Source organism: Mycobacterium sp. SMC-4, from assembly GCF_025263265.1.
GTDB lineage: Bacteria > Actinomycetota > Actinomycetes > Mycobacteriales > Mycobacteriaceae > Mycobacterium.
On the sequence record NZ_CP079869.1, the window covers coordinates 3,567,477 to 3,585,194 of the forward strand.

Here is a 17,718-nt window from a genome sequence, read left to right on the forward strand (position 1 = left end):
TCCTCGCCCCGATTCGGCAACTTTGCCAGCCGGAGACTCTCGTAGGCTCTGGACATGACCACGCTTGCCGAGGCGTTTGCGCTGGGCGCCGAGGACAACGGCCTGGCCGTGGTATCGACGCTGCGCGCGGACCACACCATCCAGTCGTCGCTGATCAACGCCGGGCCGCTACCGCACCCGGGCACCGGACAGGCGGTACTCGGATTCGTCACCTATGGCCGGGTCAAGCTGACCAACCTGCGGTCCCGGCCGCAGATCACGGCCACGTTCCGCAGGGGCTGGCAGTGGGCCGCCGTCGAAGGCACCGCGGAGCTGGCCGGCCCCGACGACCGGCAGCCCTGGCTGGCCTCCGACGAAGCGCTGGCGGGCCTGTTGCGGGACATCTTCACTGCAGCGGGCGGGACGCACGACGACTGGGACACCTACGACCGGGTGATGCGCGAGCAGCGACGCACCGCCGTGCTGATCACCCCGACGTGGATCTACAGCAACGGCTGAGCTGGGCGTCAGGCTTTCTGAGCGGACAGCTTGCGGTACTCCAGCACCGTGTCGATGATTCCGTAGTCCTTGGCCGCCTCGGCGGTCAGGATCTTGTCGCGGTCGGTGTCCTTGCGGATGACCGCGGCATCCTTGCCGGTGTGACGCGCCAGTGTCTCCTCCATCAGCGTGCGCATCCGTTCGATCTCCGCGGCCTGAATCTCCAGGTCGGAGAACTGGCCCTGGATCACGCCGCCCAGCGCGGGCTGATGGATGAGGATGCGCGCGTTGGGCAGCGCCAGCCGCTTACCCGGGGTGCCGGCCGCCAGCAGCACCGCCGCGGCTGAGGCAGCCTGCCCGAGGCACACCGTCTGGATGTCGGCACGCACGTACTGCATGGTGTCGTAGATCGCCATCAGGCTGGTGAACGAGCCGCCGGGCGAGTTGATGTACATCGTGATGTCGCGGTCGGGATCCAGCGACTCCAACACCAGCAGCTGGGCCATGATGTCGTTGGCCGATGCGTCGTCGACCTGCACCCCGAGGAAGATGATGCGTTCCTCGAACAGCTTGTTGTACGGGTTGGATTCCTTGACGCCGAAACTCGAGTGCTCGATGAACGACGGCAGGATGTAGCGCGCTTGAGGCTGCGTGTTCGGGTTCATTTGTCGAGTCCTGCTCCTGGTCCTGAGCCGTTGATGGTGACGCTGGTGATGATGTGGTCGACAAAGCCGTACTCGAGCGCTTCCTGGGCCGTGAACCAGCGGTCGCGGTCGGAGTCGGCTTCGATCCGCTCGATCGTCTGTCCGGTGAACTCGGCGTTCAGCCGGAACATCTCCTTCTTGATCGACGCGAACTGCTCGGCCTGGATCGCGATATCCGCCGCACCACCGGTGATCCCACCGAGGGGTTGGTGCATCAGAATGCGCGCGTGCGGCAGCGCGTACCGCTTACCCTTGGTGCCCGCGGCGAGCAGGAACTCGCCCATCGACGCTGCCATACCCATCGCGTAGGTGGCCACGTCGCACGGTGCGAGCACCATCGTGTCGTAGATCGCCATGCCGGCACTGATCGAGCCACCGGGTGAGTTGATGTAGAGGTGGATGTCCTTGGTCGGATCCTCGGCCGACAACAGGAGGATCTGCGCGCAGATGCGGTTCGCGATGTCGTCGTCGACCTGGGAGCCCAGGAAAATGATCCGCTCGGCCAGCAACCGCTCATACACCGAGTCGACAAGGTTGAGGCCCGATGAGGCGCCACGCATGTCAGTCACGACTGGATACCTGCTTTCTATGTCTACTTCCGACGCGGTGACCGGTCTTATGAAAGACACTAACGAACCCGCCCCGCCCGGGAGTCCCCAGACGGCGCGCGTTCGCTCACAGCATCACTTGGTGTCGTCGTCTGCCGCGGTGTCCTCGGCGGGTGTCTCCTCGACGGCGTCCTCGGCGACATCCTCGGTGGTGGCCTCTTCACCAGCGGCCTCACCCTGCTCGCCGGAGGGACCGAAGAACTCGGCGGTGTCGATCTCGTTGCCGTCGGTGTCGGTGACGGTCGCCCCGTGCACCACGGCCGCGACGGTCAGACCGCGCCGCACGTCGGCGAACATCGCCGGCAGCTGGTTGTTCTGCTGGAGCACCTGCAGCAGCTGCTGAGGCTCCAAGCCGTACTGGCGCGACATCAGCACCAGACGCTCGGTCAGGTCGTTCTGGCCGACCTGGATGTCGAGCTTGTCGGCGATCGCGTCCATCAGAAGCTGCGTCTTGATCGCCTTCTCGGCGTTGGCGCGGTTGTCGGTGTCGAATTCGTCGCGGCTGCTGCCCTGCTCGGCAAGCGCCTCGGCGAACTTCTCTTCGTCGTGGTCAAGCGGGTGGATCGCATTGTGCAGCGTGTCGTCGACCTGGGCCTGCACCACCTTCTCCGGCAGCGGGACCTCAGTCTGGGCCAGCAGTTCCTCGATGGCCTTGTCGCGGATCTGCTCAGCCTGCTCGACCCGCTTGACGTTGCCGACCTTCTCCCGCAGGTCGGCCTTCAGCTCCTCGATGGTGTCGAATTCACTTGCCAGCTGCGCGAATTCGTCGTCGAGCTCGGGAAGTTCGCGCACCTTGACCGACCGGACGGTGACGGTGACCTCTGCCTCGCGCCCGGCATGCTCGCCGGCGACGAGCGTGGTGGTGAACACCTTGCTCTCGTCTTCTTTGAGGCCGACGATCGCGTCGTCGAGGCCGTCGATCAACTGACCGGAGCCGACCTCGTGGGACAGGCCCTCGGTCGCGGCCTCCGGGACGTCCTGACCGTCGACGGTCGCCGACAGGTCGATCGAGACGAAGTCACCGTTCTCGGCGGCGCGGTCGACCCCGGTCAAGGTGCCGAAGCGCTTCCGCAGCGACTCCAGTTCGGCGTCGACGTCCTCGTCGGCGATGCTGATCGGGTCGACGGTGATCGTCAGGGCCGCCAGATCCGGCAGCTCGATCTCGGGCCGGATGTCGACCTCGGCGGTGAACACCAGCTCCTCGTTGTCCTCGAGTTTGGTGATCTCGATCTCGGGCTGGCCCAGCGGTTGCAGCGACGATGAGGCCACCGCCTCGCTGTAGCGGCCGGGCAGCGCGTCGTTGACGACCTGCTCCAGCACAGCGCCGCGACCGACGCGGGCCTCCAGCAGCTTGCGCGGCGCCTTGCCCGGGCGGAACCCGGGCATCCGCACCTGCTTGGCGAGCTGCTTGAACGCCTGGTCGATCTCTGGTTCGAGCTCGGTGAAGGGCACCTCCACGTTGATGCGAACCCGGGTCGGGCTCAACTTCTCGACGGTGCTCTTCACGTTGCTTGCTCCTCTATTGCCTGTTGCCGTACGGATAGGTGTCTCTGGTCGGGGTGACAGGATTTGAACCTGCGGCCTTCCGCTCCCAAAGCGGATGCGCTACCAAGCTGCGCTACACCCCGGTCGTCGCTGTGCACAGCGCCAGACCACCGGCGATACTACGGCCTGACCACCGCGAAGCCATATCCAGCCGGGTGGGTGACCTCGACTGGATTTGAGTTGGGTCGGCCCGGTACAGTCTGCCGGTACTGTCGACAGGCAGCGCATGCGGGCGTAGCTCAATGGTAGAGCCCTAGTCTTCCAAACTAGCTACGCGGGTTCGATTCCCGTCGCCCGCTCCACACCGACCAGGACTTTCGTCGGCGAACGCTCAGGTGGTGGCGCCGACGTTGAGCACCGGGTTGGTCGGCGAATCACTGGCGATCACCGTCATCAGGTTTGCCGCGAAACTGGCCCGCCGGTCGTGATCGAGCGGCACCGCGTCGTCGCTGTCGCTGCCCTGCTCCAGTGCGCTCAGTGCGTGACGCACCATGCCGACAGCACCTTCGACGATCTTCCTGCGGCCCGCCACGATGGCCGCCGCCTGCTGGCGGCGCAGCATCGCCTCGGCGACCTCGGCGGCATAACTCAGATCCGTCACCCGCGCCTCCAGCACCCGCACCCCTGCGGCGTCGGCCCGTTCCTGGAGCTCATCGAGCAGACTCTCGTTGACCTGGGCCGGCTCACCGATCAACGTGGTGCGGTTGTCATCCTCGAACGACTCGTAGGGGTAGGCGCGGGCCATCTGGCGCACTGCGGATTCAGATTGCACGTGCACGTAGTCGATGAAGTGGTCGACACCGAAGGACGCCCGAGCGGTATCGACCACCTGCCACACCACCACGGCAGCGATGTGGATCGGATTTCCGTTGGCGTCGTTGACTTTCGACGATGTGGTGTTGAAGTTGCGGACACGCAGCGAAATCTTCGCACCGCTGTACAACGGGTTGGCAATACGCAACCCGTTGCCGCGGTCGGTGCCCCGGTAGGCCCCGAAGAAGGTCAGCACGGCGGCCTGGTTCGGTGCCAGGGTGTAGAAGCTGGCCAGAATGACCAGGAAAGTCACCGCGATCACCGTGGTGACCAGCCACCAGCCCTGCCATCCGGTCTGCTGGGCGGCGATCACGCTGAGCACGCCCAGCACTGCAAGCACGAACTCGACCACCAAGAACGGCACCCCGGAGATGGCGCGGGCCGGCCGTTCGGTGAGATCTGGGTCAGCGGGCTGCTCGGCTCGGGTCTTGCCGTCGGCCACGGGCGCTGACGTCGGTCGCTGGTCGACCATGGTCATGGTCGGACACCTCCGGTGGTTGGTCGGTTGCATGTTCTGCGGTCGCATACCCGATCGCTACACCGCGACACGTCTGAGACCAACTCCGCGACGCACCCGTCCGGGCGTGGAATCGTGGCTGACATGCGTCCTCCGAGCCTGCCGTCTGCCCCGCTGATGTCACCGCTGTTCGGCGGTCTGTACGCCGCGGCATACGGCATCGGCGGTCAGCAGCTCGTCCGTCGGCTGGTGCGGACTTGCGGGCCGGTCATCGCACTGCCCGTCCTCGGTTACGGCAGGGTCGTCGCCGTCGCCGATCCGGCGCTGGCCAAGCAGGTGTTCACCGCCAAACCTGACGTGCTGTTGGGCGGTGAGGGCGTCGGGCCGGCCGCCGCGATCTACGGCCGCCGCTCGATGTTCGTACTGGAGGAACCCGAACACTTACGGCGGCGCAAGCTGCTCAGCCCGCCGCTGCACGGCCACACATTGCGCGAGTACGTGCCGGTGATCGAGGCCGCGACCCGCGCCGCGATGGCGTCCTGGCCCTCGGAATCACCGGTCCGGATGCTGGAGGCGGGCCGTGAGCTGACCCTTGAGGTGATCGTGCAGGTGATCTTCGGGGCACACGAGGCCACCGAGATCGAACGGTTGGGCGCTCCGTTCGCCGACCTGCTCGACTTGGCACTGTCGACAGAGACTCCGATCCGTTATGCAGCACGCCGGCTCGGAGCGCTGCGCTCCTGGGGCACGCTGGCCGACCTCAACCGCAGAATTGACGAGGTTGTGCTGCCCCTCATCGCGCGCCGACGTGCGAGTGCGGCCCGGGTTCGCGCCACCGACGTGCTGAGCATGCTGGTCGATGCGCGCTCCGAAGACGGGGACCAGTTGTCGGACAAGGAGATTCGCGACGACGTCATCACGTTGATGCTCGCCGGGCACGAGACGACGGCCACCACCCTGGCGTGGCTGGCGGACCTGCTGGCGCACCACCCCGATGTGCAGCAACGGGTGCGCGCCGAGGCCGGTAGTGAGCGCACCGACTACACCGAGGCGGTGATCAACGAGACCCTGAGGCTGCGTCCGCCGGCGCCGATCACAGGCCGGATGACCACGGCGGAGTACCGGCTCGGTGACTACACGCTGCCGGCCGGTACGCGCATTGTGCTGCTGCTCGATGCCATCAACCGCGACCCGCAGACCTATCCCGATCCGGACACCTTCGACCCCCAACGCTTCGTCGGCACCCGCGTCAACCCTTACAGCTGGGTGCCCTTCGGGGGTGGGCTCAAACGATGCATCGGCGCGAGCTTCTCGATGTGCGAGCTCACCACGATCCTGCACACGATGCTGGCCGAAGCCGAGCTACGTCCCGTCGACCGCCGCCCGGAGTCTCCGGCCACCCATGCCGCGCCGGTCGTCGTGCCGCGCCACGGCGCCCGGGTGTACGTCGCGCCACTGTCACGGCGCACCGAGATTTCGGCCTGACGCCCCTGGTGGTGGAGATGCCGGTCACCGCCACGATGGCCGTGCCCTGTGCTCCATACATTTGATTCAGCCGGATCGGGATATGTCCGCCGGCGCTGGGTAACGCCCTCGAATCCGCCCAGCGATCAGGAGGATGCGTGCACCAGGATGCGGTCAAGGTCTCGTTTTTCGGGATCGACCTCCCCGAGCTGATGGCCGTCGCTGATGTCGACACTGCGCGCTTCACCCCCGGCCAGGTGATCCTCGCCGAAGGTGACGACGTCGGCCGACTACATATCGTCGCCGCCGGCAGAGTCCGCATCGGCCGGCACCGGGCCGACCGTGAATGCCTGTTCGGTGTGCTGGGCCCCGGGGAGATGTTTGGTGAGGAGTCGGTGTTCGACCCGGGTCCGTCCGGGACCTGCGCCATTGCGTTGACCGACGTCGAGGTTGTGGCCATCGGCCGCAGGGCACTGCTGTCCCTGCTCATCGACGCCCCCGAGGCCGCGCAGCGCATCATGCGGATCCTGGCGCGCCGGGTCCGCCGCCGCTCGGGCACCATCACCGACACCGTCTACGCCGACGTCACCGCCCGGGTCGCCAAGCAGCTGCTGGCACTGGCGCAACGGTTCGGCCAGCAGCACAGCGGTGCGATCCGGGTGCCGATGGAATTGACCCAGGAACAGTTCGCACAGTTGGTGGGCTCGTCGCGGGAGTCGGTGAACAAGGCGCTGAGTGAGTTCGTCGAACGCGGCTGGATCATCATCCGGCGCGACGCCATCCTGATCCGGGAGTCCGAACCGTTGGCGACCCGCATGCACGGCGCACGGCGGCACAGCAAGCGCGGCCAGACCATCACCGTGTGACCCGCTAGGGAGTCCGGGTGCCGGTGGTGTCGGTTCGAGCAGACCGGCTCAGGCCGACCCCGAGACCGATCATGACCAGGCCCAGTCCGAGATGCAGCCAGTCGATGGCGGTGTTGACCGGCACGAAGTTGGCTGCGCTGTCGTGGTCGATGATCATGCCGTAGAGGAACAGCACGAGGTAGATCACGCCGCCGCCGATGAGATAGAGCCGGGCCAGTGCGAAGGTGCGCGCCATCAGCACACCGGCTACGCCGAATGCCAGGTGAACGATGTTGTGCAGCACCGAGACTGCGAACACCCCCAGCAGCATCGCGCCGGAGTGGTGCCCGGCGAATGTCAGCTGGTCGTAGTTGGTGGTGATGCCCGGAATGAACCCGAGGATGCCAACGAGCAGAAACACGGCGCCGACGATGAGTGCGGCGGTTTGCACAGGATGGCGGACAGCTGTACTGACCTTGCCGGCAGGTTCTGGTGTAGTCATTTCTCCTCTTTTCTCGTGTCGCGCCCGAAACTCGCGTCCGGTCACGCCGCCGAACTACCCGGTGGTGAGCAGCTGAAACGCGCCGACGACGACGGCCGACCGCCGTCGGTACGCTGAGAACCATGGATGTCGCCCTCCTTGTGCTTCTTCTTCTCGTCGTCGCGGCGATCGGGTACGCCGTCTATGCCGCGTCGAAGGCCTCGACGCGGCGCACCGCGGGAGCGTTGTCCGACGCCAAAGCCGATGCCCGCCGGCTCATCGAACGTCTTGGCGGTCAGGTGTTCGCCCTGTCGGGCACCGATGACGCGTCCACCCAGGCCCTGGCCGATGCCTCGGAGCGCTACACGGCCGCGTCAAGCCAGATCGATCAGGCCGACACGATCCGACAGGCCGAGTTGGCCAAGGAAAGCGCCGTCGAAGGCCTCTACTACATCCGCGCCGCGCGTACGGCGATGGGCATGGATCCCGGACCGGAACTGGAGACCCTGTCCGGGCAGCGGTCGGCCGGAACTGTCACCGAGGACCGCAGCATCGAATTCGAGGGCCGTCAGATCTCCGCCTCGCCGAATCCGTCGCAGGCCACGCCGAACTACTATCCCGGTGGCCGCGTCGCGGGTCGCCCGGTGCCCGCCGGCTGGTACTCCGAGCCGTGGTGGAAACCGGCGCTGGTGGCCGGCGCCTGGGGCATGGGTTCGGTCCTGCTGTTCAGCGCGCTGTTTTCGGGTATGCACGGAGTCGACTACGGCGCACAAGGATTCGAGAGCGGTTACGGCGACGGGTACGCCGACGGGCTGGCCGCCGGCCAGGACGGCGGGTTCGACGGCAGTGACGCCGGCGGTTGGGACGGTGGCGGCGGCTGGGACAGCGGCGGCGATTTCGGCGGCTTCGACTTCTGAGTCGCGTCCCTCAACTTTGACAGGTGGGACACCAGAACAGGTTGCGTGCTTCCAGCTGCACAGTGCGCACCGACGTCGCGCACACTCGGCACGGCTCACCGCCGCGTCGGTACACGTAAGTCCGCGGGCGGCCCGGCCGGTAGGACGGCGCGCCGTGGTCGTGTTCAGCCTCGACCACCACGATCTTGCCGCGGCGCACCCCGACCTTCATCAATCCCACCAGATCGGTCCACATGTCCATGAATTCATCGCTGGTCATCGTGGTGCCCGGCCGGAACGGGTTCACCCGGTGGCGGAACAACAACTCGCTGCGGTACACGTTTCCGACTCCTGCGATCACCGTCTGATCCATCAGTAGCGCACCGATCGGTCTGCGCGACTTCACGATTCGTCGCCAAGCCAGAGCCGGGTCGGCGTCGGGGCGCAGCGGGTCGGGGCCCAATTTGGCCACGACGTCATCGACCTGGGTCTCATTGATCACCTCGCACACGGTCGGACCCCGAAGGTCGGTGCCGCACTCGGCGCCGCGCATGCGCATGCGGACCTGTCCGACCGGTGCCGGGTCGACACCGTCGTCGGGCGATGACCAGTCGGTGAAGCTGCCGTACAGGCCGAGGTGGATGTGCACGACGCGACCACCGGCGTAATGGTGGAACAGGTGCTTGCCCCAGGCACTGGCCCGGGTCAGGACGCGACCGGTGACGGCGGCGGCGCCGTCGACGAAGCGACCCTGAGGGCTTGACACCACCACCGGTGCGCGCCCGAATCGGCGCTGGTGCGCACGCGCCAGCCGATGCAGGGTGTGGCCCTCGGGCATCGGCTACGCGCCGGGGACCGGCGGCGCGACGTGTGTCGTGTCGTATTCGGAGAGGATGTCGATCCGGCGTTGATGACGTTCGGCCTCCGACCACTGGGCGGCCAGGAACGCATCGACGATCGCCAAGGCTTCCTCGGTGGTGTGCATCCGACCCCCGATGCCGATCAACTGGGCGTTGTTGTGTTCGCGCGCCAGCGTCGCGGTCTCGGTGCTCCACGCCAGCGCGCAGCGCGCCCCGGGCACTTTGTTGGCTGCGATCTGCTCACCGTTGCCCGAACCGCCGAGCACGATGCCCAGGCTGCCCGGGTCGGCGACGGTCTTCTCGGCAGCGGCGATGCAGAACGCCGGATAGTCGTCCTCGGCGTCATAGGAAAAGGCGCCGCAGTCGACAGGGTCGTTTCCGGTGGCCCTCAGGTGCTCGATGATGGCCTGCTTGAGCTCGTATCCAGCGTGATCGGCTCCCAGGTAGACGCGCATGGCGGTAACCCTACTCATCCGGTCACCCAGCACATCGGTCGCCTACCGGGCCGACAATCCGTCGAGCAGCACCTCCAGCAGGCGTGGTGTGCGCTCTGCCCATTCGCCCTCCTCGACGTGGGCGAGGAACCAGGACAACAGGATGACGTCGCGCGGATCGACATCGCCGCGTAATACGCCTGCCTCGCGGCCGGCGGCGAGCAGGGCACCGAGGGCATCGCCGAGCTTGCCCGGCGTCTGCGCCACGATGTCCTGCCAGACGGACGCCTCGACCGCAGCCATCACACCGAATTTCACTCGGGCGTAGGCCGCGAGTTGAGTGAACCACCGCCGCAGCGCTTCGACCGGGGGATGCTGCTCCAGTAATGCGTATGCCAGGGAAACCAATTCGTCGATCTCGTCGTCGTAGAGCGCGCGCATCAGATCGTCGCGGGTGGCGAAATGGCGGTAGAGCGTGGCCTGGCCGACGCCGGCCGCCCGCGCAACCGCACTGAGCTTGAGTTCGCCCGGTTCGGTGACGAGCCGTCGCGCGGCATCGATGATGACCGCCCGGTTGCGCGCCGCGTCGGTGCGCTCGGACATGACCGCCCTCCGCCTGGCAAACGGACAAGTTGTCCGGTTATATGGAAAACGGACAACTTGTCCGCATCTCTCGAAAGGGTAGTCATGAACTCACTCGCCGACAAGGTCGTGGCGATCACCGGTGCCAGCAGTGGCATTGGCGCGGCGACGGCACGCCGGCTCGCATCCCGTGGCTGCGCCGTCGTCCTCGGCGCGCGCCGCACCGACCGCCTCGAGGACCTCGCCGCCGCACTACGCGCCGACGGGGGCCGGGCGAGCACCGTAGCGGTGAAAGTCACCCAGGCCGATGATCTGCAACGACTGGTTGCCGCAGCGGTGTCGCAGTTCGGCCGTCTCGATGTTCTCGTCAGCAGCGCCGGCATCGGCCCGATATCACCAATGTCGGCTCGGCGCCGTGGCGACTGGGACGCCATGATCGACGTCAACCTGCGCGGTGTGCTGCACGGGATCGATGCCGCACTACCCGTTTTCCAGCGGCAAGGCCGCGGGCATTTCGTCACCATCGTCTCGACGGCCGGCCTCCAGATCGCACCAACGATGGCGGTCTACGCGGCCACCAAGAACGCCGTGCGCACACTGCTAGAGGGGCTGCGCCGGGAGTCCACCGACGGCACGCTCAAGACCACCGCCATCTCACCGGGGTATGTGCGCACTGAGTTCGCGGATTCAATCACCGACCCGGCAATCCGCGCCGAGATCGAGGGCGGCATGCAGACATTCGCGCTCGATCCCGACGCGATCGCCAGATCGGTCGAGTTCGCGATCGACCAGCCATGGGAGGTCGAGATCGGCGAACTGGTGATCCGCCCGACCGTGCAGGACTAACCGACCGTGATGGCGTCCAACCGCTCTTTGATGAAATCGGCGCAGGTCACCGGGTCGAGGCCACCGACCCGGCCGATCGGCGGTTCCAATGGCGTGACCAGCGCATCATGGTTGGCCTCGTAGAAGTAGATCAGTGAGACCAGATCCTCCTCGGGCGCGTGCGACTGCGGCGGCAACACCCGGTGCCGGCCCGACGGCCAGCGCCGACCGCTCCAGTACTCCAACAGGTCACCGATGTTGACAGTCAACGCGCCCGGCTCCCACGGGGCGTCCTCCCAGCCGGCCTCTTCCGAATACACCTGCAGCCCACCGGCGCCCGGTTCGCGGTCCAGTACTGTGACCGTGCCGAAGTCGGTGTGCGGACCGATGCGGAACTGACCGGGCTCGGGCTCCCCGACCACGCTCACCGGCGGATAGTGGTTGATGTTCATCGTCCAGGTCGGCCGGCTCGCCAGCGCGGCGAACGGGTTGTCGGGCAGACCGAGTGCCTTGGCGAACAAGGCCAGCAGGTCATCGGACAGCTTTCGCATCGCACTCGTGTACTCGTCGACCAGGCCCTGTAGGTGCGCCACTTCGGCCGGCCAGACGTTGGGCGCAAACCAGATCCGGTCCACCTCAAGATCACCGGTCGCGGTCTCCGCACCAAGGCTGAAGCTCTCCTTGAGATCCGGCGGGGTCTCAATGCCCTCGGCGTAGGCGTTGGCCTCCGCGCCGGGACCGATCCAACCGTGCCCCCCGACCGGCACCGAATACCGTTGCTTCACCCCGGCGGGCAGGTCAAAGAATTCGCGGCTGGCCGCACGTACCCGGGCAGCCAGATCGGCGTCGACGCCATGTCCGGTGACGACGATGAAACCGGCTCGCTGCAGTCCCTCGTCGACCTCGGCGGCCAGCGCTTCGACGTCGGCACCGCCGGTATACCAGCGCGAGAGATCCACTGTGGCAATGGCGCTCATTCAGCAACTCCGATGTCTTCGTTCCACAGATCGGGCCGTGCGGCGATGAACTCCTCCATCATCGACACGCACCGCTCATCATTCAGAAGGGTGACCTGCACCCCGTTTTCGGCCAGCCAGTCGTGTCCACCGGAGAACGTCGTGGCCTCACCGATCACCACCGCGCCGATGTTGAACTGACGTACCAGGCCGCTGCAGTACCAGCACGGCGAGAGCGTCGTCACCATCACCGTGGACCGGTAGTCGCGCTGACGACCGGCGTTGCGAAAAGCATCGGTCTCGCCGTGCACCGACGGGTCGTCGTTCTGCACGCGCCGGTTGTGCCCCCTGCCCAGCAGCACACCAGCGGCGGTGAACAACGCCGCCCCGATCGGAATACCGCCCTCGGACAGACCTTTTCGCGCCTCGTCGACAGCGACGTCGAGCATCTGCTCCGGGGTCATACGGTCACCTTATCGGCCTCGACCTTGGATCGGCAGAGCACCAGGTAGCTGCCGGCGGCCAGCAGGAAGCCGACGAAGAACCCGATGTCACCGAGCTCGGGCACCGCACGCACCACATATCCGACGAACAGCTCCTGATTGCAGAACAGCACGAACGAGACCACCAGGCCGATCAAGAAGGACAGCAGCCCCGGCCAATTCGAGTAGTTGCGGTCATAGAGCAACCCGTCGACCCGCTGGCCGCGGCGCAGGAACTGATCGGCGAACACCACGCCCAGCCACGGCCCGACCCAATAGGCGATGAGGAACAGGAAGCCCTTGTAGCTGGTGGCGGCATCGGCCAACGCTCACCAGGCCACCAGGAAACCGGCCAGCCCGAAGAATGCCGTGGCCAGCGCCCGGGCGATATGGGCGGGCAGCCGGACACCGGTGGTGACGAACGCCATTCCGGCCGAATAGACGTTGATGGCGTTGGCGGCGATCGCGCCGATCGCGATGGCCAGCAGGGTGGCGGCGGCCAGCCAGCCGGGCAGTGAACTGGTGAACGCGTCGGTCGGGTTGTCGGTCACGCTGGCCGTCACGATGGTCACCGAGGCGGCGCCCACGATGGCCAGGACGGTGCACGCTCCGAACAGCCCGGTCGCGGCGAAAAGTCCGGTGCGCACCGGGGAGACGCTGCTGGGCAGGTAGCGGCTGAAGTCGGCGGCATACGGGGCCCAGCCCGCGACGTAGCCGAATGTGGTGCCCACGGTCAGCAGGAAGCCACCAAGTCCCCCGACACCACCGTCCAGGGCAGGGGCAGCAAGGTCGGCCTCGGTCATGATCAGCACCGAGGTGATCGCGAAGATGACCGCCAGCACCGGGAACGCCCAGCGCTCGAAGGCCTGCACCAGGTTGTGACCGAAGAATGCCAGCGCCGTCTGTATGACCACCACCAGGACCAGCCCGAGCAGCGAACCGATGCCGAACAGCGTGGACAGCGCGAACGCGGCGCTGATGCTGTTGGTCGCGAACCAGCCGACGCCGGCGGTCACCGCCATCAGTGTCGAGGGCACCGCATTGCCCTTGTAGCCGAAAGCAAGTCGACCGGTCACCATCTGCGGCACCCCGAGTTGCGGGCCGCGTGCAGACAAGAAGAAGTGCGCCACCGCCCCGAGCCCGGCGCCGACGACGATGCCGGCCGCGGCCTGCCAGAAGTTCATGCCGAAATAGGAGACCGCCAACACGCCCAGGAAGATGGTCGCAAATTCCAGGTTCGGCGATGCCCAGGTCCACAACAGTTGGCTGGGCCTGCCGTGCCGGTCGCCTGCGGCGATGAACTCGTTGCCGCCGGGTTCGACGGCCACGATCCGGTCCCGGTAGGTCCCGTCGGTGCTGGGTTCAGCCGCTGTCATTCTGAGCACTTTGACGCGCCCGGCACATGCTTGCAACCGGGACGAGCGAATGTCACACCTTCGGATTTCGTTGCCGCACTTCACCCGGACACCTGCGCGACAGGCGCTGTCCACACGTTGATGCCCTGTCGGACAAGGCATTAACCGCCGGTCAGTCGAAGACCGGCGCCTCGGTGCGGGTGCGCTTGAGCTCCCAGAAGTGCGGATAGGACGCGAAGGTCACCGAAGCATCCCACAGCTTGCCGGCTTGCTCGCCGCGCGGAATGCGAGACAGCACCGGGCCGAAGAACGCCACGCCGTTGACATGGATCGTCGGGGTACCCACGTCCTCACCGACGGCATCCATGCCCTCGTGATGGCTCTTGCGCAACGCCTCGTCATAGCGCTCCGACGTCGCCGCTCCGGCCAACTCGGCAGGCAGCCCGACCTCTGCCAGCGACTCCCCGATCACCACGTCGAAATCCCCGATGCCCCGGTCGTGGATCCGGGTGCCCATCGCGGTGTAGAGCGGGGCCAACACCTCGGCGCCATGCTCCTGCTCGGCGGCGATGGCGACCCGCACCGGACCCCAGGCCTTCTTCATCGCGTCCTGGTACTCCTCGGGCAAATCCCTGCCCTCGTTGAGCACCGCCAGGCTCATCACGCGGAAGTTGACCTCGATGTCGCGTACCTTCTCGACCTCCAGGATCCACCGCGAAGTGATCCAGCACCACGGGCACAGCGGGTCGAACCAGAAATCGGCTCGAGACTTCTCGGACATGGGGCATCCTTTCTCGGAGATCGCACACTGCGGCGTCCATGCCACACAACCCACGACGCCCGCCGGGTCTTCCCATCAAAGGCTAGTGTTTACGGGCGTGGCACTTCCTAATCTGACTCGCGAGCAGGCCGCCGCGCGCGCCGCCGCGGTGACCGTCGCCCGCTATGACATCGCCTTGGACCTCACCGATGGGTCCGGGGCCCCCGGTGAGCGGACCTTCCGCTCGACGACGACGGTGGAGTTCGACGCGCTCGCCGGCGCCGACACCTACCTCGACCTGGCCGCCGACACCGTTCACCGGGTGACCCTCAACGGTGTCGACGTCGACGTGTCGGCCTACGACGAGTCCGCCGGCATCGCCCTGACGGGCCTGTCGGAGCACAACGTCGTCGTCGTCGAGGCCGACTGCCTCTACTCCAACACCGGGGAGGGCCTGCATCGGTTCGTCGACCCCGTCGACGACGAGGTCTACCTGTACTCGCAGTTCGAAACCGCGGACGCCAAACGGATGTTCGCCTGTTTCGACCAGCCCGATCTGAAGGCCACCTTCGAGGTCAGCGTGGTCGCGCCGGCGCACTGGGAAGTGATCTCCAACGGGGCCACCACCAGCGCCGAGCAGGACGGTCCCGCCAAGCGGCACCGCTTCGCCGTCACCCCGCGAATGAGCACCTACCTGGTCGCGCTGATCGCCGGGCCCTATGCCCGGTGGGACGACGCCTACTGCGACGAGCACGGTGACATCCCGTTGGGGATCTTCTGCCGCAAGTCGCTGGCTCAACACATGGACGCCGATCGCCTGTTCACCGAAACCAAGCAAGGGTTCGGCTTCTACCACGACAATCTCGGTGTCCCGTACGCGTTCGGCAAGTACGACCAGCTCTTCGTACCGGAATTCAACGCCGGAGCCATGGAGAACGCGGGCGCAGTGACGTTCCTGGAGGACTACGTGTTCCGCAGCAAGGTCACGCGCGCGTCCTATGAACGCCGCGCCGAGACCGTGCTGCACGAGATGGCACACATGTGGTTCGGCGACCTGGTCACCATGCAATGGTGGGACGACCTGTGGCTCAACGAGTCCTTCGCGACGTTCGCGTCGGTGCTGTGCCAGGCCGAAGCCACCGAGTACACCGAGGCGTGGACGACGTTCGCCAACGTCGAGAAGTCCTGGGCCTACCGACAGGATCAGCTGCCCTCGACCCATCCGGTGGCCGCCGACATTCCCGATCTGCACGCCGTGGAGGTGAACTTCGACGGCATCACCTACGCCAAGGGCGCCAGTGTGCTCAAGCAATTGGTGGCATACGTCGGGTTGGAACCGTTCCTGGCCGGCTTGCGCGACTACTTCCGCGACCACGCATTCGGCAACGCAACGTTCGGCGACCTGCTCGGCGCGCTGGAGAAGTCCTCGGGCCGCGATCTGTCGGGCTGGGGACGGCAGTGGCTCAAGACGACCGGTCTGAACACGCTGCGACCGGCCTTCGACGTCGACGAGCAGGGCCGGTTCACCCGGTTCACCATCGAACAGGGCGGCGCCAAACCTGGAGCCGGTGAGACCCGTGTGCACCGGCTGGCGGTGGGCATCTACGACCAGGATGCGTCCGGCAAGTTGGTGCGGGTACATCGCGAGGAACTCGACGTCGAAGGCACGACCACTGAAGTGCCTGCGATGCAGGGTGTTTCGCGAGGAAAACTGATCCTGGTCAACGACGACGACCTGACCTACTGTTCGCTGCGATTGGACCCCGACTCGCTGCAGACGGTGCTGACGCGCATCTCCGACATCGCCGAGCCGCTGCCCCGCACGCTGGCGTGGTCGTCGGCGTGGGAGATGACCCGCGACGCCGAGTTGCGGGCCCGCGATTTCGTCGCTCTGGTGATCAGTGGGCTGCACGCCGAGTCGGAGGTCGGTGTCGCCCAGCGACTGCTGCTGCAGGCCCAGACCGCGCTGGGCTCCTACGCCGACCCGGCCTGGGCGGCCGAGAACGGGTGGCCGGCCTTCGGTGACGCACTGCTGGACCTGGCGCGCGAATCCGCACCGGGGTCCGACCACCAGCTCGCGTTCGTCAACGCGCTGTGCACGTCGGTGCTCTCCCCCAATCACGTCGCTGTGCTGTCGACGCTGCTCGACAACGAACCGGCCGCGGTCAACCTGGCCGGGCTGGTCATCGACACCGATCTGCGCTGGCGCGTGGTCACCGCGCTGGCCCGCGCCGGAGTCGTCGACGCCGACGGTCCGCAGACACCGTTGATCGACGCCGAGGCCGAGGCCGACCGCACCGCGGCCGGACGGCGTCAGGCCGCCGCCGCGGCAGCGGCCCGCCCGCAGGCCTCGGTCAAAGACGCTGCGTGGCAGCAGGTCGTCGAGGACGACACCCTGGCCAATATCACTGCCCGGTCCATCATCGGTGGTTTCGTGGCGCCTGGGCAGGGCGAACTGCTGGCACCGTTCCGCGATCGCTACTTCGCCGCCATCTCCGGGGTCTGGCAGCGTCGGTCAAGTGAGGTCGCGCAGACCGTGGTGATCGGGCTCTACCCGTCGTGGGATGTCAGCGAGGACGGCCTGGCCGCCGCGGATCGCTTCCTGTCCGATCCGGAGGTGCCACCGGCGCTGCGCCGACTGGTACTGGAGGGCCGCGCGGGTGTGGAGCGTGCGCTGCGGGCCCGCCGGTTCGACACCCCGTAGCGTCGACACGCCGCCGCACGCATCGGTGCCGGGCCGTCGCCGTCCCTTACGCTCACGCCGTGGTCGCCGGGAACAGTCGTCGGGCGCGTGCCGCGCGGCGGCGTCAGCGCCGGGTCGCGGCCGTCGTCAACGACCTCACCGATGGGCAATGGGCGTTGATCAAGGCAGCCTGGAATGGGTGTGCATACTGCGGCGCAACCACCGGGACGATGCAGCGCGATTGTGTGATGGCGATCTCCCGCGGTGGGAGATACACGATCGACAACGTGGTGCCTGCCTGCGCAGCCTGCAACGCGAGCAAGTGCAACGACGAGGTCACCGGCTGGCTGCGCCGCAAGCGTCTCGACGAGCGCCTGTTCCTGCAGCGCTACGTGCGGATCCGGGCCGAGCTGATGCTTACCGTCACCGAAGGTGCAGCCACGGTAGCCACCGACGCCTCACGGCTACCGTGAGCGCACTTTCGCGGAGGG

At 66.8% G+C, this 17,718-nt stretch carries 18 protein-coding genes, 2 tRNA genes and 1 pseudogene; 8 read left to right on the plus strand and 13 right to left on the minus strand.

Annotated features, from left to right (window positions below; translation table 11 throughout):
• Window positions 1-54 precede the first annotated feature (54 nt).
• On the plus strand, window positions 55-498 hold the full coding sequence (locus tag KXD98_RS16855; protein ID WP_260759511.1) for a TIGR03618 family F420-dependent PPOX class oxidoreductase: 444 nt from the start codon (window positions 55-57) through the stop codon (window positions 496-498).
• Window positions 499-506: 8 nt separating this feature from the next.
• On the opposite strand, the gene clpP2 is transcribed toward KXD98_RS16855, so the two are convergent.
• From clpP2 to KXD98_RS16875, 4 genes are all read right to left on the minus strand, one after another.
• The gene (clpP2, locus tag KXD98_RS16860) at window positions 507-1,142 is read right to left on the minus strand and encodes an ATP-dependent CLP protease proteolytic subunit ClpP2 (protein WP_260759512.1); all 636 of its coding nucleotides are present in this window, start codon (window positions 1,140-1,142) and stop codon (window positions 507-509) included.
• Complete coding sequence (locus tag KXD98_RS16865; RefSeq protein ID WP_260765255.1) at window positions 1,139-1,741, minus strand: ATP-dependent Clp protease proteolytic subunit; 603 nt, start codon at window positions 1,739-1,741, stop codon at window positions 1,139-1,141. Before KXD98_RS16865 ends, clpP2 begins: the two co-directional genes overlap by 4 nt.
• Window positions 1,742-1,864: 123 nt before the next feature.
• A complete protein-coding gene (gene tig / locus KXD98_RS16870) occupies window positions 1,865-3,295 on the minus strand; it encodes a trigger factor (RefSeq protein ID WP_260759513.1) in 1,431 nt (476 codons plus the stop codon).
• Window positions 3,296-3,340: 45 nt separating this feature from the next.
• A tRNA-Pro gene (locus KXD98_RS16875) sits at window positions 3,341-3,417 on the minus strand.
• A 145-nt stretch (window positions 3,418-3,562) separates the two neighbouring features.
• Here KXD98_RS16875 and KXD98_RS16880 point away from each other — a divergent pair.
• Window positions 3,563-3,636: transfer RNA gene (locus KXD98_RS16880), tRNA-Gly, on the plus strand.
• Between the two features lie 29 nt (window positions 3,637-3,665).
• On the opposite strand, the gene KXD98_RS16885 is transcribed toward KXD98_RS16880, so the two are convergent.
• A complete protein-coding gene (locus KXD98_RS16885; protein WP_260759514.1) occupies window positions 3,666-4,625 on the minus strand; it encodes an SPFH domain-containing protein in 960 nt (319 codons plus the stop codon).
• Between the two features lie 123 nt (window positions 4,626-4,748).
• Between KXD98_RS16885 and KXD98_RS16890 the strand changes: the two genes are divergently transcribed.
• The gene (locus KXD98_RS16890) at window positions 4,749-6,089 is read left to right on the plus strand and encodes a cytochrome P450 (protein ID WP_260759515.1); all 1,341 of its coding nucleotides are present in this window, start codon (window positions 4,749-4,751) and stop codon (window positions 6,087-6,089) included.
• Window positions 6,090-6,226: 137 nt separating this feature from the next.
• The gene (locus tag KXD98_RS16895) at window positions 6,227-6,934 is read left to right on the plus strand and encodes a Crp/Fnr family transcriptional regulator (RefSeq protein ID WP_260759516.1); all 708 of its coding nucleotides are present in this window, start codon (window positions 6,227-6,229) and stop codon (window positions 6,932-6,934) included.
• Between the two features lie 4 nt (window positions 6,935-6,938).
• Here the strand turns inward: KXD98_RS16895 and KXD98_RS16900 are convergent, their stop codons facing one another.
• Window positions 6,939-7,415, minus strand: a complete 477-nt coding sequence (locus tag KXD98_RS16900; RefSeq protein WP_260759517.1) for a DUF4383 domain-containing protein — start codon at window positions 7,413-7,415, stop codon at window positions 6,939-6,941.
• 122 nt (window positions 7,416-7,537) lie between these two features.
• On the opposite strand from KXD98_RS16900, the gene KXD98_RS16905 reads away from it, so the two are divergent.
• Entirely contained in the window at window positions 7,538-8,311 is a 774-nt protein-coding gene (locus KXD98_RS16905) for a DUF1542 domain-containing protein (RefSeq protein ID WP_260759518.1), read from the plus strand.
• Window positions 8,312-8,321: 10 nt separating this feature from the next.
• Here KXD98_RS16905 and KXD98_RS16910 read toward each other — a convergent pair whose 3' ends face one another.
• Genes KXD98_RS16910 through KXD98_RS16920 form a run of 3 tightly spaced genes read right to left on the minus strand, consistent with a single transcriptional unit; the run spans window position 8,322 to window position 10,187 of the window.
• A complete protein-coding gene (locus KXD98_RS16910) occupies window positions 8,322-9,128 on the minus strand; it encodes an Fpg/Nei family DNA glycosylase (protein WP_260759519.1) in 807 nt (268 codons plus the stop codon).
• A gap of 3 nt (window positions 9,129-9,131) precedes the next feature.
• The gene (locus KXD98_RS16915) at window positions 9,132-9,605 is read right to left on the minus strand and encodes a ribose-5-phosphate isomerase (RefSeq protein WP_260759520.1); all 474 of its coding nucleotides are present in this window, start codon (window positions 9,603-9,605) and stop codon (window positions 9,132-9,134) included.
• A 42-nt stretch (window positions 9,606-9,647) separates the two neighbouring features.
• On the minus strand, window positions 9,648-10,187 hold the full coding sequence (locus KXD98_RS16920) for a TetR/AcrR family transcriptional regulator (RefSeq protein WP_260759521.1): 540 nt from the start codon (window positions 10,185-10,187) through the stop codon (window positions 9,648-9,650).
• A gap of 84 nt (window positions 10,188-10,271) precedes the next feature.
• On the opposite strand from KXD98_RS16920, the gene KXD98_RS16925 reads away from it, so the two are divergent.
• Window positions 10,272-11,012 carry an SDR family oxidoreductase gene (locus KXD98_RS16925; protein ID WP_260759522.1) on the plus strand — a complete coding sequence of 247 codons (741 nt, stop codon included), beginning with the start codon at window positions 10,272-10,274 and terminating at the stop codon, window positions 11,010-11,012.
• Here the strand turns inward: KXD98_RS16925 and KXD98_RS16930 are convergent.
• The 4 genes and pseudogenes from KXD98_RS16930 to KXD98_RS16945 all read right to left on the minus strand — a co-directional run bounded on the left by KXD98_RS16930 (window position 11,009) and on the right by KXD98_RS16945 (window position 14,565).
• Window positions 11,009-11,968 carry an isopenicillin N synthase family oxygenase gene (locus tag KXD98_RS16930; protein WP_260759523.1) on the minus strand — a complete coding sequence of 320 codons (960 nt, stop codon included), beginning with the start codon at window positions 11,966-11,968 and terminating at the stop codon, window positions 11,009-11,011. The genes KXD98_RS16925 and KXD98_RS16930 overlap by 4 nt on opposite strands.
• On the minus strand, window positions 11,965-12,411 hold the full coding sequence (locus KXD98_RS16935; RefSeq protein ID WP_260759524.1) for a nucleoside deaminase: 447 nt from the start codon (window positions 12,409-12,411) through the stop codon (window positions 11,965-11,967). Before KXD98_RS16935 ends, KXD98_RS16930 begins: the two co-directional genes overlap by 4 nt.
• Window positions 12,408-13,805, minus strand: a pseudogene (locus KXD98_RS16940) (purine-cytosine permease family protein). Before KXD98_RS16940 ends, KXD98_RS16935 begins: the two are co-directional and overlap by 4 nt.
• A gap of 151 nt (window positions 13,806-13,956) precedes the next feature.
• A complete protein-coding gene (locus KXD98_RS16945) occupies window positions 13,957-14,565 on the minus strand; it encodes a DsbA family protein (protein ID WP_260759525.1) in 609 nt (202 codons plus the stop codon).
• 97 nt (window positions 14,566-14,662) lie between these two features.
• Between KXD98_RS16945 and pepN the strand changes: the two genes are divergently transcribed.
• On the plus strand, window positions 14,663-17,248 hold the full coding sequence (gene pepN / locus KXD98_RS16950) for an aminopeptidase N (protein WP_260759526.1): 2,586 nt from the start codon (window positions 14,663-14,665) through the stop codon (window positions 17,246-17,248).
• A gap of 59 nt (window positions 17,249-17,307) precedes the next feature.
• A complete protein-coding gene (locus KXD98_RS16955; RefSeq protein WP_260759527.1) occupies window positions 17,308-17,700 on the plus strand; it encodes an HNH endonuclease in 393 nt (130 codons plus the stop codon).
• Window positions 17,701-17,718 lie beyond the last annotated feature (18 nt).

Bases quoted from the DNA above. Each gene is read 5' to 3' on its own strand.
- KXD98_RS16855 (WP_260759511.1), top strand. From the start codon at position 55: ATGACCACGCTTGCCGAGGCGTTTGCGCTGGGCGCCGAGGACAACGGC.
- clpP2 (WP_260759512.1), bottom strand. From the start codon at position 1,142: ATGAACCCGAACACGCAGCCTCAAGCGCGCTACATCCTGCCGTCGTTC.
- KXD98_RS16865 (WP_260765255.1), bottom strand. From the start codon at position 1,741: ATGCGTGGCGCCTCATCGGGCCTCAACCTTGTCGACTCGGTGTATGAG.
- KXD98_RS16885 (WP_260759514.1), bottom strand. From the start codon at position 4,625: ATGACCATGGTCGACCAGCGACCGACGTCAGCGCCCGTGGCCGACGGC.
- KXD98_RS16890 (WP_260759515.1), top strand. From the start codon at position 4,749: ATGCGTCCTCCGAGCCTGCCGTCTGCCCCGCTGATGTCACCGCTGTTC.
- KXD98_RS16900 (WP_260759517.1), bottom strand. From the start codon at position 7,415: ATGACTACACCAGAACCTGCCGGCAAGGTCAGTACAGCTGTCCGCCAT.
- KXD98_RS16905 (WP_260759518.1), top strand. From the start codon at position 7,538: ATGGATGTCGCCCTCCTTGTGCTTCTTCTTCTCGTCGTCGCGGCGATC.
- KXD98_RS16910 (WP_260759519.1), bottom strand. From the start codon at position 9,128: ATGCCCGAGGGCCACACCCTGCATCGGCTGGCGCGTGCGCACCAGCGC.
- KXD98_RS16915 (WP_260759520.1), bottom strand. From the start codon at position 9,605: ATGCGCGTCTACCTGGGAGCCGATCACGCTGGATACGAGCTCAAGCAG.
- KXD98_RS16920 (WP_260759521.1), bottom strand. From the start codon at position 10,187: ATGTCCGAGCGCACCGACGCGGCGCGCAACCGGGCGGTCATCATCGAT.
- KXD98_RS16925 (WP_260759522.1), top strand. From the start codon at position 10,272: ATGAACTCACTCGCCGACAAGGTCGTGGCGATCACCGGTGCCAGCAGT.
- KXD98_RS16930 (WP_260759523.1), bottom strand. From the start codon at position 11,968: ATGAGCGCCATTGCCACAGTGGATCTCTCGCGCTGGTATACCGGCGGT.
- KXD98_RS16935 (WP_260759524.1), bottom strand. From the start codon at position 12,411: ATGACCCCGGAGCAGATGCTCGACGTCGCTGTCGACGAGGCGCGAAAA.
- KXD98_RS16945 (WP_260759525.1), bottom strand. From the start codon at position 14,565: ATGTCCGAGAAGTCTCGAGCCGATTTCTGGTTCGACCCGCTGTGCCCG.